Source organism: Paenibacillus sp. HW567 (assembly GCF_000374185.1).
Classification (GTDB): domain Bacteria; phylum Bacillota; class Bacilli; order Paenibacillales; family Paenibacillaceae; genus Paenibacillus_AQ.
Genome location: NZ_KB910518.1, coordinates 1,709,153 through 1,722,541, shown reverse-complemented (window position 1 = coordinate 1,722,541; position 13,389 = coordinate 1,709,153). Strand labels below are relative to the sequence as shown.

15 protein-coding genes are annotated in these 13,389 nt (G+C 50.6%); all 15 read right to left on the bottom strand.

Annotation, left to right across the window (positions count from 1 at the left end; all coding sequences use genetic code 11):
* Positions 1–110: 110 nt before the first annotated feature.
* Entirely contained in the window at positions 111–650 is a 540-nt protein-coding gene (locus tag B212_RS0107650) for a hypothetical protein (protein WP_019909965.1), read from the bottom strand.
* A 111-nt stretch (positions 651–761) separates the two neighbouring features.
* Positions 762–1,010, bottom strand: a complete 249-nt coding sequence (gene mtrB, locus B212_RS0107645) for a trp RNA-binding attenuation protein MtrB (protein WP_019909964.1) — start codon at positions 1,008–1,010, stop codon at positions 762–764.
* 212 nt (positions 1,011–1,222) lie between these two features.
* Positions 1,223–1,495: an HU family DNA-binding protein gene (locus B212_RS0107640; protein ID WP_019909963.1), complete on the bottom strand. Its 273-nt coding sequence runs from the start codon at positions 1,493–1,495 to the stop codon at positions 1,223–1,225.
* 284 nt (positions 1,496–1,779) lie between these two features.
* Entirely contained in the window at positions 1,780–3,258 is a 1,479-nt protein-coding gene (spoIVA, locus tag B212_RS0107635) for a stage IV sporulation protein A (protein ID WP_019909961.1), read from the bottom strand.
* Positions 3,259–3,502: 244 nt separating this feature from the next.
* Positions 3,503–3,946, bottom strand: a complete 444-nt coding sequence (locus B212_RS31005; protein ID WP_019909959.1) for a hypothetical protein — start codon at positions 3,944–3,946, stop codon at positions 3,503–3,505.
* 100 nt (positions 3,947–4,046) lie between these two features.
* Positions 4,047–4,415 carry a 2Fe-2S iron-sulfur cluster-binding protein gene (locus B212_RS0107620; protein WP_019909957.1) on the bottom strand — a complete coding sequence of 123 codons (369 nt, stop codon included), beginning with the start codon at positions 4,413–4,415 and terminating at the stop codon, positions 4,047–4,049.
* 345 nt (positions 4,416–4,760) lie between these two features.
* The gene (locus B212_RS0107615; RefSeq protein ID WP_019909956.1) at positions 4,761–5,036 is read right to left on the bottom strand and encodes a stage VI sporulation protein F; all 276 of its coding nucleotides are present in this window, start codon (positions 5,034–5,036) and stop codon (positions 4,761–4,763) included.
* A 66-nt stretch (positions 5,037–5,102) separates the two neighbouring features.
* Positions 5,103–6,143 carry an NAD(P)H-dependent glycerol-3-phosphate dehydrogenase gene (locus B212_RS0107610; protein WP_019909955.1) on the bottom strand — a complete coding sequence of 347 codons (1,041 nt, stop codon included), beginning with the start codon at positions 6,141–6,143 and terminating at the stop codon, positions 5,103–5,105.
* The gene (gene plsY / locus B212_RS0107605) at positions 6,136–6,753 is read right to left on the bottom strand and encodes a glycerol-3-phosphate 1-O-acyltransferase PlsY (protein ID WP_019909954.1); all 618 of its coding nucleotides are present in this window, start codon (positions 6,751–6,753) and stop codon (positions 6,136–6,138) included. The genes B212_RS0107610 and plsY overlap by 8 nt, the downstream gene beginning before the upstream one ends.
* A gap of 12 nt (positions 6,754–6,765) precedes the next feature.
* On the bottom strand, positions 6,766–8,091 hold the full coding sequence (gene der / locus B212_RS0107600; RefSeq protein ID WP_019909953.1) for a ribosome biogenesis GTPase Der: 1,326 nt from the start codon (positions 8,089–8,091) through the stop codon (positions 6,766–6,768).
* 175 nt (positions 8,092–8,266) lie between these two features.
* Positions 8,267–9,574 (bottom strand): 30S ribosomal protein S1, encoded by a 1,308-nt coding sequence (rpsA, locus tag B212_RS0107595; RefSeq protein WP_019909952.1) that lies wholly within the window; start codon positions 9,572–9,574, stop codon positions 8,267–8,269.
* A gap of 168 nt (positions 9,575–9,742) precedes the next feature.
* The gene (locus tag B212_RS0107590; RefSeq protein ID WP_019909951.1) at positions 9,743–10,330 is read right to left on the bottom strand and encodes a lysophospholipid acyltransferase family protein; all 588 of its coding nucleotides are present in this window, start codon (positions 10,328–10,330) and stop codon (positions 9,743–9,745) included.
* Positions 10,327–11,037: a (d)CMP kinase gene (gene cmk / locus B212_RS0107585; protein WP_019909950.1), complete on the bottom strand. Its 711-nt coding sequence runs from the start codon at positions 11,035–11,037 to the stop codon at positions 10,327–10,329. The genes B212_RS0107590 and cmk overlap by 4 nt, the downstream gene beginning before the upstream one ends.
* A 154-nt stretch (positions 11,038–11,191) precedes the next feature.
* Positions 11,192–11,845, bottom strand: coding sequence for a flagellar brake protein (locus tag B212_RS0107580; RefSeq protein WP_019909948.1), 654 nt, complete (start codon positions 11,843–11,845; stop codon positions 11,192–11,194).
* A gap of 170 nt (positions 11,846–12,015) precedes the next feature.
* Complete coding sequence (gene ypeB, locus B212_RS0107575) at positions 12,016–13,374, bottom strand: germination protein YpeB (protein ID WP_019909946.1); 1,359 nt, start codon at positions 13,372–13,374, stop codon at positions 12,016–12,018.
* Positions 13,375–13,389: the final 15 nt, after the last annotated feature.

The window sequence follows — 13,389 nt, the reverse complement described above, 5'->3', positions numbered from 1 at the left end:
GCCTCCGAAGCCATTGACGTTTTGGCAATATCTTTGTTCACAATCTTGTCTATTATATCACATGTTTTTTTGTCACGCACTCTGGACCGTTCTAGTTTCTTTTACCCAGATTAGGGATAAATAAACTGCTTCTTCCAGAGCTCGCTTTCACTTATGCGGAAGCCTTTCTTGATGTTCTCCGGCAGCGGTCTGCTCCCGGCATTCTGCAGAGCCTCCTGCAGCTCCAGCGACCATTCGCTCCGGCGGATATCACCTGCAAGCAGCAGCCGGCGGCTGTTCAGCCATTTATCCTCCGCAACGATCCGCAGCAGCAATTGATCCACATTCGATGTATCCTGAAAGGCAAAGGAAATAGCCATAGCCATGTTCTGATACAGCTCCTGCGGCTCTGAATCATTCGCAGTCAACTTCAGATCCAGAGTCAGAACCTGGCTTTTCCAGCCAACCCTGTCAATGGACAGGGTCAGGGGAAGCTCCGCCAGCCTGTCTACGAGGTTGTCATTTCCCAGAACCGTACTGCTGCCGCCCAAGGTCTCAAGCACTGCATGCTTCCCGGCAACGATAGGCTCAACCGCCGCCAGTTGCGGCAGCAGTAGTACGGAACCCACGGATATCAGCATTACTGTTCCCATCAGCCAGCTCCGGTTCATGACAAGCCTCCTTATCCTCCATCGTTGCCGCCTCGTAGTGCGAATATACGGAGACACGAGACTCGGCTATCCTTAGTTATATTGTTAAAAAAAGCAGGCTATGCCTGCTTTTCAGCTTTCACTTTCCATTTGTCCGTGTTTGCTCCATATTTCGGCCTTGCCGCGGATTTTTATCGCTGAGGTATGATCGGTGAATTGGGCGATGAGCACCTCGCCTTTGTCCAGCTTCTCCGTGTGGTGAAAACGCGTGTCCAGCCCTCTGGTAAGCCCGATGACCTGAACGCCATTCTCTTTGGCTTTGATTACAACGTAGTCGCTGTCCGCCGGGGCGGAATGATCGCCACTATTCTTCTCAGTCATATTCAATCCTCCTTAAAGTTTTGTTAGCGCCTGCCCCCTGATTTCCTTCGTACAAAACTGACTTCGGAAGCATCCACTTAGTTTTGTTAGCGTTACTTCAATGAACTACGCTTAGTCGGTGAGTATACGCGGTCCTGTCAAAAATAAATGCCGCCTTTGCGGGCGGCATCGTAGTTACTCAAAAAGATTATGGGATAGATATGTAGAAATCTCTATTTGATTCCGTCTTTAAGAGCTTTGCCCGGTTTAAATGCCGGTACCTTGCTCGAAGGAATTTCGATTTCTTCACCAGTTTGCGGGTTCCGGCCTTTACGTGCGGAACGTTCGCGCACTTCAAAGTTTCCGAAGCCAACCAGTTGAACTTTGTCTCCGCTTTGCAGAGCTCCTGTGATTGCTTCGAAAACGGCATCTACCGCTTTAGTAGCATCTTTCTTGGGAAGTTCAGTTGCTTCTGTTACCACATTGATCAAATCAGATTTATTCATGTCTTCTCACCTCCCTGAGCAAATTTCCGGTATCATACACTGTTTCCGTTTCAACGCAAAATATACGTGATAATCCCGTTTTTTACTAGATATTAGCGCCACTCTTCCTAGAAGCGCAACAAACTTATAGTAATACAGCCCATTCATAATTTCAAGGCGTTACTCAAAAAAGGAGCAGAAAGTAGCATTTTTTGCCCGGTAAGCCCCCTGCTTCCGGTCTTCATTTACGCAAAAAGAGAGCGGGGTTTCTCCCGCCCTACTCTCTCTTTACGTATAGCTTTAATTTACAGAATGATAGCAATCAATCCGCCCGAGCCTTCATTGATGATTCTTCCCAGCGTTTCCTGCAGCTTGTAGCGGGCATTGTCCGGCATCATGGCGATTTTGCCCTGGATGCCTTCACGCACAATGGAGTGCAGGGAGCGGCCGAAAATATCGGATTCCCAGATCTTGATCGGGTCGTTCTCGAAATCCTGCATCAGATACCGCATCAGCTCCTCGCTCTGCTTCTCCGTGCCGATGATCGGCGAGAATTCCGATTCCACATCTACGCGGATCATATGAATGGATGGCGCTGTAGCCTTCAGCCGCACCCCGAACCGCGCGCCCTGGCGGATCAGCTCCGGCTCATCCAGCGCCATTTCGGCTAGCGACGGGGCAGCGATGCCGTAGCCTGTAGTTTTGACCATTTCCAGCGCTTCCGAGAAGCGGTCATATTCACGTTTGGCATGTGCGAATTCCTGCATAAGCTGCAGCAGATGATCTTTGCCGCGGATTTCAACGCCGACAACCTCCATCAGAACCTGATCATACAGCTCTTCAGGCGCGTACAGATCAATCTCCGCCACACCCTGGCCCATGTTCATTCCGCTGAGTCCTGCTCTATCAATGAAATCGTATTCCGTAAACTGGGATACCAGCCGGTCGACATCGCGCAGCCGGCGGATATCCTTCACGGTATCACGGACGGAATTCTCATAGCTGCTGCGCAGCCAGTGATCCTCACCGAGCACCATCACCCAGCTCGGCAGATTCACGTTAACCTCATGAACCGGGAATTCATACAGGACTTCGCGCAGGACGCCAGTCACGTCCTCCTCAGTCATGCTAGCTGCACTTAGCGTCATGACCGGAATATCATATTTGGCGGCAAGCTCGCCGCGGAGCTGCTGCGCCTCTTCACTGCGCGGCCGGGTGGAGTTGATCACAAGCACAAACGGCTTGCCAACCTCCTTCAGCTCAGCGATAACGCGCTCTTCAGAATCCACATACGAATAACGCGGAATTTCAGCAATGGTGCCGTCTGTAGTCACGACCACACCCAGCGTGGAATGCTCCTGAATGACTTTACGCGTACCGATTTCCGCCGCTTCCTGGAATGGGATCGGCTCCTCAAACCAGGGTGTAGAGATCATGCGGGGACCATTTTCATCCTCATAGCCCTTTGCGCCCTCAACAGCATAACCTACACAATCAACCAGGCGGACGTTGACCTCCAGCCCTTCAGCGACCTTGATCTGCACCGCGTTGTTCGGCACAAATTTCGGCTCCGTTGTCATGATTGTTTTGCCTGCCGCGCTTTGCGGAAGCTCATCTACCGCTCTTACCCGGTCCGACTCGCTCGTGATGTTCGGCAAGACGATGGTTTCCATGAAGCGTTTAATAAATGTTGATTTCCCTGTGCGAACCGCGCCGACGACGCCAAGATAAATATCTCCGCCGGTACGCTCGGCAATGTCCTTGAAAATATCCACTTTTTCCAAAAGAGATCCCCTCCTCATAGTACTCCGAAGAAAAAATGCCTGAAGAGCATCGACTTCGCGTTCCGCCGGCTATCTGACCCTTGCAGGACATCCACCGGACTTGACATTGCCCGCCAGGGAGCCTAGCCTGCCTTATGGGCGGAACCTTCTGCCCCGAAGCTAAACTCCGAATGCTCGGACATGCATTTGGACTAGTATCATCATATGTATCCAGAACGGATTTATGACCCGCTACCCGCGCATTTCAATCGAAATTCTTAAAATCTGCCACTGCGCGCCGCAGAGCGTCACGACGCCCGGAAGCCTTCTCAGCTAGCATATGAGGGAGAATGTGAGGATAGAACTTTATTTTGGGAGAAGGATGGGGATTTATATCTGAGGGGGCTGGGGAACCACCGGCCTTGTCAATAGCAGTCATGATATCGAAACTATAATCGGCGTATACCGTACCGTTCTTGTCCATGATGAACGCCAGCGGCTGGCCGGAATAGATGCTGCTTAATGTTATGGAGCCTGTTCCTGCTTGCTTTGATGCAATGACATAGAGGCCCGGATGCAGCGTCACCCCTTCAGGCAATCTGCCTCCATGTACGGACTTATAGCGGTCCACCTGATGCTGAATATCATTGACCTTCTGCACCGTAACCAGATCCATCAGCTTGACTGCGGGAACCTCTTCTTCATCCAAAATCAGAAAATACGCACTGCCGCCTTTCCCGAAGGCAGCAGCCCTTCCTCCTGATGCCGCCCATTAAGCCCGCCTCCTCCGCTTATTACAGCAGCAATTGCTACCATAACTCGTCTTCCTCTCCACGCTTCGCCGCCTCCAGTCTGCGCCGCACAGCAGCCTTAAGCGGATCTTCCGGGAGATGGACGGTCACATCATTCCATACAGCAGCTTGACAGGCCAAACGTACCCCCTCCTCCAGCAAACTTCCCAGCTTGCGCTGCTCGGCATCCTCTGGAGGCTTTAGGGCCGCAGCGCAATCATCTTCCACTTTTACCTTGCACATCAGACAGCCTGCCTTGCCTCCGCAGCGGGTGGTTAGAGCCACTCCGGCTTTGCGCGATGCTTCGAGCAGCGAGGTTCCGTGCTTAACTACAGCTCCACGCCCGCCCGGCTGAAAGGTGACCGTCCATCCCTTTTGCGTTTTCATGATTCAGCTTCCTTCCTTGGACCTATGATCTACATCTCTGCCTAAATTCAATGTAAATGCTTACATAATTGAAGCCGCTCCGCCCAGTAGACCGATTAACATAACAAGGAAAGCAACAACGGACAATCCCATAACCAGAATCCCAATCAAAGATAATCACATCTTCGGCATTGGGTCCATGTCAAAGCTCCCCCTGTTGAGTTAAAATGGATTGCGATCATTATAGCATGGATTCGATCCGTTTCAGCCGTAAATAGAATCATGTGCAGCACAAAAAAAGAGCAAACATTCGCGGAATCTGGGGGGACTCCGAAATCTTTGCTCTTTGCTCACCAAAAAATCACGCTATTTTTTCAGCATCATTTTCATTAATGAATCCATTGTGCCTGTGTTCGCGCCGCCTTTTTTGACCGCGTTGATAATTTCCTGCACAGTAGCTTCACTGACTGGTACCTTCGCCATTGATGACACCTGCTTGATTAACTGGCGGAGCTGGGCTTCATTCTGTGTGGTTCCCGGCTTGACCGTAGCGGCCAGCTTTTTGACGGCACCTTCCGTAATGTTCTTGCCCGCCTTTTTGTTGATGGCGTTCAATGCATCCTTGGAAAAATCTCTGCTCACTTTTCATCCCTCCTCCGTCAATCCCCTTACAACATATGAGAATTTCGGGAAAAAGGTGAACGCTCATCAGGAATGCCACTGCTCCCAGGTTTCCTGGGAAATAGCTTCCATCTCCGTCTTGCGGTCTCGGCCCATCAAGGCTTCAACCGCTCTGCGCGGCGATCTGCCTTTGAACAGCACATGATAAATCTGATCCGTAATGGGCATCTGCACATTCAGCTTGAGCGAAATGGCATAGGCCGCTTCCGTTGTGCGGATTCCTTCAACCACCATTCCCATAGAGTCCAGCACCTCAGCCAGCGGCTTGCCTTGACCCAGCATCGAGCCGGCGCGCCAGTTGCGGCTGTGCTTGCTCGTTGCGGTTACAACCAGGTCTCCTAATCCGGCCAATCCGGCAAAAGTTAGCGGATTCGCACCAAGCTCCACACCAACGCGGGAAATCTCGGCTAAGCCCCGGGTGAGCAGCGCCGCCTTGGCATTATCGCCGAAGCCCAGACCGTCAGACAATCCGGCACCGAGGGCGATAATGTTCTTCAGCGCTCCGGCCAGTTCCACCCCAACCTGATCCCGATTAGTGTACACGCGGAAATCATTGTTAATGAACAGCCCCTGCGCCGCTCCCGAACGAACATCATCCGGCGAGGCCACAACGACCGTGGTCGGACACAGACGCACCACTTCTTCAGCATGGCTAGGACCGGAGAGCACAACAATCTGCCCTTCAGTACAGCCAAGCTCCTCAGCAATAACCGTTGACATGCGTTTCATAGTCTCAGTCTCGAACCCCTTGGTGGCGTGAATGCAGAGCATATCTTCCTTCCAGAACGGCTTAAGGCTGCGGGCTACCTCCCGCATTGCAGAAGACGGCGCCACAATGACAACGGCCTTGGACCCTGCAACAGCCGCTTCCATATCCGTGGTGGCCACAATATTCGCAGGCAAGGTAACTCCGGGCAGAAAATGTTCATTGGTATGCGAGGAATTAATCTCGGCAGCTTGTTCGGGCTTCCGTGTCCATAGATAAACTTCCGAGTGGTTAGCCGCCAGCACTGTAGCCAGCGCGGTTCCCCAACTGCCCGCGACCAGCACGGTTACTTTATCAGACAACGCGGTTCCCCTCCTTGACCTTTGAGCCTATTTTATTCTCCCGGCCTTGGATAATCTTCACAATGTTGCTCCGGTGCCGCCAAAAGGCAAAAATGGCAATAACAATACTGCCCCACAGCTCAGGCGGAGTAAACCCGGAAAAGATCAGAAACACCGGAGTCAGTGCCACGAACAGAAGCGAGCCCAGGGAGACATATTTCGTGATTACGATAGACACAATAGCAATGATGCCGGCAATCAGCGCAGGCCAAAAACAGAGCGTCGCCATTACGCCAATCGTGGTTGCTATACCTTTACCTCCGCGAAAGTGGAAATATAGCGGCCAGTTGTGCCCGATAATGGCAGCGATACCACAAGCAACAGCAACCCATGTCCCCCAGCCGCCTGCCCAGGTTCCGAGCCAGATTGCGGCAATCCCCTTCAGTACGTCCAGAACCAGCACCAGAATGGCCGGTCCTTTTCCCAATACGCGCAGTGTGTTGGTAGCTCCGGCATTTCCGCTTCCATATTGGCGGATATCAACACCTTTGAGAAGCCGGACCAGCAGCACACTGAAGCTGACAGAGCCAAGCAGATAGCTTACAACGATAACCAGAAGTTCAAACGCCACTGATTTTCTCCCCTAACCTTCGTTTTCGGATTTGCGCCGTGTAAACAGACGAATGGGTGTGCCTTCGAAATTGAATGCTGCACGGATCTTATTCTCCAAATACCGTTCATAGGAGAAATGCATCAGTGAAGGGTCATTAACGAACACCACAATCGTAGGCGGCTTAACGGCAACCTGCGTCACATAGTTAATCCGCAGGCGGCGTCCTTTATCCGTTGGCGGAGGGTTGATGGCGACTGCATCGGATACCACATCATTCACAAGATGTGTCGTAATGCGCAGCGCATGCTGCTGAGCTACGTGCTGAACAACCGGCAGCAGCTTCTGCAAGCGCTGTTTCGTGAGTGCAGACAAGAATACTACCGGGGCATAGGTCATGAACAGGAAGTGGTCGCGGATCGTGTTCTCGAAGTTCTGCATCGTCTTATCATCCTTCTCGACAGCATCCCATTTATTTACCACAAATATCGAAGCCTTGCCTGCATCATGGGCATAACCGGCAATGTGTTTGTCCTGGTCGATAATACCTTCCTCACCGTTAATCACAACAAGTACAACATCGGCTCTCTCAATTGCACGCATGGCCCGCATAACGCTGTACTTCTCCGTAGTTTCATATACCTTGCCGCGCTTGCGCATTCCCGCAGTATCAATCAATACATAACGTTGTCCATCCCGTTCAAAAGGCGTATCAATAGCATCGCGCGTAGTACCGGCGACATCGCTGACAATTACGCGTTCTTCCCCCAAAATAGCATTCACCAAGGATGATTTACCTACATTCGGACGGCCAATCAGAGCCACGCGAATGACATCATCATCATATTCCTCGTCAAGCTTCTCCGGCAGGCGTTCAGTTACCGCATCCAGAAGATCGCCGATGCCGGTGCCGTGACTGCCGGAAATACCGATAGGATCACCAATTCCAAGGCTATAGAATTCGTAAATATCTTCTGTCCGTTTCATGTTGTCCACTTTATTGATTGCCAGAACGATTGGCTTGCCGGAGCGGAACAGAATTTGCGCTACCTCTTCATCCGCATTCGTAAGTCCGCTCTTCGCTTCACACATAAAAACGATGACATCCGCTTCCTCAATCGCCAGCTCCGCCTGAACGCGGATGGACTTCAGAATCGCATCCTCACCGTCAATTTCAATCCCTCCGGTATCAATCACACTGAAGGATTTGCCGTTCCAATCCGAAACGCCATAGATCCGGTCCCGTGTAATCCCCGGTTTATCTTCTACAATGGCCAGTCTATCTCCGATCAGCCTGTTAAATATCGTCGATTTACCGACGTTAGGCCTCCCAACAATGGCCACAACGGGTCTTGCCATATTCATTCCTCCTGTCTTTCTTACGTTTCTCATCATAGCAAAAAACCATGAAATTGGCTAACACCCTTACAGGATGGCCACTCTGAATCAATTCTCCGTAAAAGACAATCGGCGAACCCCCGTATCGAGGGTTCGCCGATTACTTTACCCATTAATGAGTGTAAATACAAAGGGATTAGTTATTACCCTTGAATTTGTCCAGCTTGTCGCCGAAACGTTCAGCAAGGGTGAAGCTGAGTCCTTCATTGCTGAGCGACACGTTAGGATTGTTTAGCACTTCTTTTGGTGCTTTGTCTCTGTTGTTGGTGCGTTCTGGTCTAGCCACAGGAGCCGGAGCTTCTTCGGTTTCCTTGATGCTCAAGCTAACACGCTTCTCGGACGGATTGAAGTCCAGAACCTTGACCTGTACCTCTTGCCCTTCCTTAAGCACTTCATGTGGAGTACCAATGTGCTTGTGGGAAATTTGCGAAATATGCACAAGGCCTTCCACACCTGGAAGCAGTTCAACGAAGGCTCCGAAGTTCACAAGGCGTTTAACTTCACCTGTAACTACATCACCGATGTTGATTTTGCCGGCTGCAGAGTCCCAAGGTCCTGGAGCAGCAGCTTTGATGCTGAGGCTGATTTTTCCTTTTTCAGGGTCAACCTTAAGTACTTTTACGCGAACCTTATCGCCTTCTGAAACTACATCGGAAGGTTTGTCAACGTGAGTCCAAGCGATTTCGGATACGTGAACCAGACCGTCAACGCCGCCAACATCCACGAATGCGCCGAATTGAGTCAGACGTTGCACAGTACCTTCAATGATTTGTCCTTCAGACAACTCAGACATAATCTTCTGCTTGTTCGCTTCAAATTCTTCTTCCAGCACTTCTTTGGCGGAAAGAATAACCTTGCTGTTCTCGCGGTCAAGCTCTTTCACTTTCACACGCAATGTGCGGCCTTTGTAGTCACTGAAATCTTCAACGAAATGACGTTCAACCATGGAAGCCGGAATAAATCCGCGCGCGCCAACATCAGCCACGAGGCCGCCTTTGACAACGTCAGCCACAGTAACTTCAATCACTTCTTGGGAAGCAAAATATTTCTCAAGATCTTCCCATGATTTTTCGCTGTCGATTGCACGTTTGGAAAGCACCAGGCTTTCCTTGTTGTCGTTGATGCTGACAACCTTGCATTCCACTTCTTGTCCAACTTCAACTGCTGCTGCAGCGTTGTCCAGTTGAACGGAAGACAATTCGCGAATCGGAATCACGCCGTCGTATTTATATCCAATGCTTACATAAGCTTGGTTATCTTCGATTTTGACGATTGTTCCTTTCACGGTATCGCCTTTTTTCAGAGAAATGATTTCCAAACCTTCTTGGCTAGTCACTTCCTCTTCGCTACTGGCAACTGCTTCTGCTGCGGTTTCCACAGCTTCCACGGCTTCATTGTTGTCAACATTTGCCGCAGCTTCCTGATTTCTAGTTTCTTCAGACATGTGATTACCCTCCTCGATTCAAAACCCCATTTATTTAAACCCGCGTAGAGCAGAGTTCAAAACAAGCATTGCTTAGTGAGATCACTTGCACTTTCAGGATAGTATGTTCCAAAAAATAGCGATTATGCCATTATATAATCAGCGGAACATCCGCCTGTCTGCCATTGCTTAGTTCGCAGTAGGCTTTCCGGTCTTCATCATCTCGTGAATGCGTCCCATAATAACATCGGTAACCTCTTCAAGAGAGTCGCTGCCCGCACCGTCAAACGAGCTGAGATCTATGGGAGCCCCATAAATAACCGTCATCCGGCGAAAAGGCTTATAAGACCCGATAATAGCGGCCGGAACAACTGCTGCGCCGCTGCGAAGCGCAAAACTTGCCGCACCCTTCTTGGCCACACCGGAATCAGAGTTGCGCGTTCCTTCCGGGAAGATGCCCATAACATGTCCGCCGCGAAGCGTATTAAGGGCCGTTTTGATGGATTCCTTGCTTACGCCGCCACGTTTGACAGGAAAAGCGCCCAGCTTGTTAATGAGCCAGCCCAGCACAGGAACCTTAAAAAGCTCCGCCTTGGCCATATACTTCACCTGGCGTCTCAGCTTAATCCCAATCGTCATCGGATCGAGCAAGCTGATATGATTGGCGCACAGCAGCACTCCGCCCTCCTTCGGCACGTTTTCTCTCCCTATGATTTTAAGCGGAAACAAAACGGCATAAATCAAACGAAGCAATCCAACGCAAATGGCATAAATCATAAATGATTTCTCTCCCCATCAACATGAGCTCTGCAGTGGGAGACAATAGCTTCCACAGCTTGCTGGATATCCATATGCGTCGTATCCAGAAGAATGGCATCCTCGGCACGGCGCAGCGGTGAAATCTCCCGTCCTTCATCAAGACGGTCCCGCGCGGCAATATCATGTTCAAGCTGCTGGAGCGTCACTGTTTCCACATCTTTCAGTTCCTTGTAACGGCGAAGAGCCCGTTCTTCCACACTTGCCGTCATGAATATCTTCACTTCGGCATCCGGCAGCACGGTCGTACCGATATCGCGGCCATCCATTACTACTCCCTTGCGGAGCGCCATTTGACGCTGCAAATGACTCAGTCTGGATCTTACGCCTTCAATCTTCGAATACTGCGACACTTGACCGCTGACCTGGAGACTGCGGATATGTGGCGTAACATCCTCCCCATTAATCAGCACCTTCTGCACATCCTGCTCCGGAATAAGCTCAATCACCATATCGCGGACCCTTTGATCCACCTGTTCATGATCTTCAGCCGGTATGTCTTCACGGATCATATACCAGGTAATTGCCCGGTACATTGCACCCGTATCAACATAAATGTAAGACAGCTTTCGGGCTACCAATCGGGCTACAGTGCTCTTGCCTGCCCCGGCAGGTCCGTCGATGGCGACGTTAATTCTGTCGTAAGTATGTGTCCCCTGCCTATCCAACGGGGCATTCCTCCTCAAAACACCTAGACTTGCTGATATTATCAAGAAAAAAGCAGGCATTGCCTGCGACTTATAAAATTATACCACAGTTTAGAACTCAGTGCAAAAGCGCACAGAGTTATTTACACAGAAAAAAGTGTCGATTTATACCTTTTCAGCGGTTGCGGAAATCAAACTGGCGCTCAAAGCAGTAACGGATTATTTTTTGCCGCTCGGAATCGGAAATCTCCGCGAACTTCAGCATTACAAGACTACGGCCGTTCTCAAGCTTCTTAATCCGCACAATCTCACCTTCGAAGTTCGCATGCTCGGTGCTGCCGTTGCGGTAATTGATGAGCACCCAGCAGGTCAGCCTATCCCCTACCTTCAAGCTCGACTTGACATCGCTGAGGAACGATGTGCCTCCCCCGCCAATATCCTCTGTGTGCACCAAAAAGCGGCCTCCCAGAGAATCCTTCACTGCCAGCTCAAGCTCGGCATTCACACGCAAAAAGCTGCGGCGCTGAATTTTGAAAATTGCGTCCTTCTCCGGCTTGCGGACCCGGACCATACGGATAACATCTTCTTTAAAGCCGATCACATGTGTGTTGAAATAATTTTTGATTCCGCCTTCTGTCAGAAAATACACGGAGAGCTCGTCCCCGATAAACAGCTTTTTCAGCCGCCCGTTGCTTTCCTGCATGGGGATTTCAATAAGAAAGGCTTCATCCTCAGTCTCTGCAATTCTCGATCTATATTCTACTTCGGCTTCAGCGGCATCGCTTGAAGCAACTTGTATGTATAGATATTCGTTGATTTTGGGATACAAACATGTCACCGCCACTTGATTAGTAATATATGCTAGAGCTAATTATAACATGGAGGCCCAGCACCCGGTGAGAAAATATTATTCTGTACAGGCAAGCAGCATACAACAGAAAAAAGGGTATCCCAATGGAACACCCTCCTTTTCCAGCTATAATCTCCAAGCAGCCGCATTTACTTATTCTGGGCCCCTGAAGACGTTCTGACTTGTTCTACAGCTTCTTCGTTTCCGTCTGTGGCATTTAAATAGATCCGGTATTGTGCGCCGTTGATTTTGCCTCCGAACTCATAGGTAAGCATTTCCTCGGCATTGTCATTTTTGATCCAGGCCAGCCGGTTGTACAGCTCCTTGAATTCCGGATTGAGTTTTTTTCTGGCCGCGGCCAGAGATAACACCGGTTTGGGAATCTGCCGCTTCTCCTGACGCTCGCGGACATAGTCACTGGCCTGAAAGCCGGTTGGATCACCGGTATCCAGCCCGACACGCACCGTTAATTTCTCCGGGTAAATCAGCACGCCGTTTTTGCTGGTTACAAAGGTCAAATTGCCCAGATTGTCGTATCTGTCAGCGCTGACCGCCGTCATGCCGGGATATCCCTTCTTCTTCAGGAATTCCCCCGCCTTCACAACAGCCTGCCGCATCGTGATTTTAGCCGGACCAACCTCACGGTTGTCGTTATAGGAGATCAGCAGTCCGCCATCCACCGTGAAATCCATACTGATCGCCTGCTTGTGGTTATTTCCGGTTACTGTGGCGGTATATGAAGCCCATTCTGTACCCTTGCCGTTCTCCTTGATTTCCACGCCTGCGTTTCCGCCTAGATCCGCGAACTTGATTGCTTTGCGCTTTACATCCTCCGCGGTGACAGGCTTGCCGCCCAGCTTTTTCACAGACCGTTTGTCATAGATGCTGGCTACGGAAGGGCCATAATCCAGTTCGGGATAGGCTGCCACCCGTTTATCCACTGTTTTGAAGCCGTCGATAATCGTATTGTCCTCTGCCTTCTCCTCAGTCGCGAGTGCCGACTCTACATCCATCCAGCGCAGCCGGTTGCTGATGACCTTGTGCTGAACCTCCTGCAGATCCTTGGAAATTTCACCGGAGTTCTTGTAGAGAGCTTTTAAATTGCCCATTTCGTTTGTGGTCAACGGTTTCTTGGTGAAGTCGCGCACCGCTGCTTTGTAGGAAAAGTTAGAAATTTTGGAGAGGAACTCCTCGGTCTTGCTGAATGGCAGCAGGGTAAGCGGGAGCTGATTAATCTCATTCTGCGCTTCACTGGTCAGCCGCCACACGTTAACCAGTCCTTTACGGTGCATGCCACTGGAACCGGAATTCACCGCCAGGGTATTCCCGAGCTCTCCATGAAGCCGCTCCACGTGATAAGAGAGGTCATGAAAAGCCCGTTGGTACTGGTTCTCCGCTTTAATCAAAATTGAATTTTTCTCCTGATTCTCCTGATACCCCCAGAGCAGCGCTCCGACCAGCAGCAGAGCAGTGAGCGGGAACATTATGGCACTTAATCTTCTGTACATAGGGCCGCAAGACTC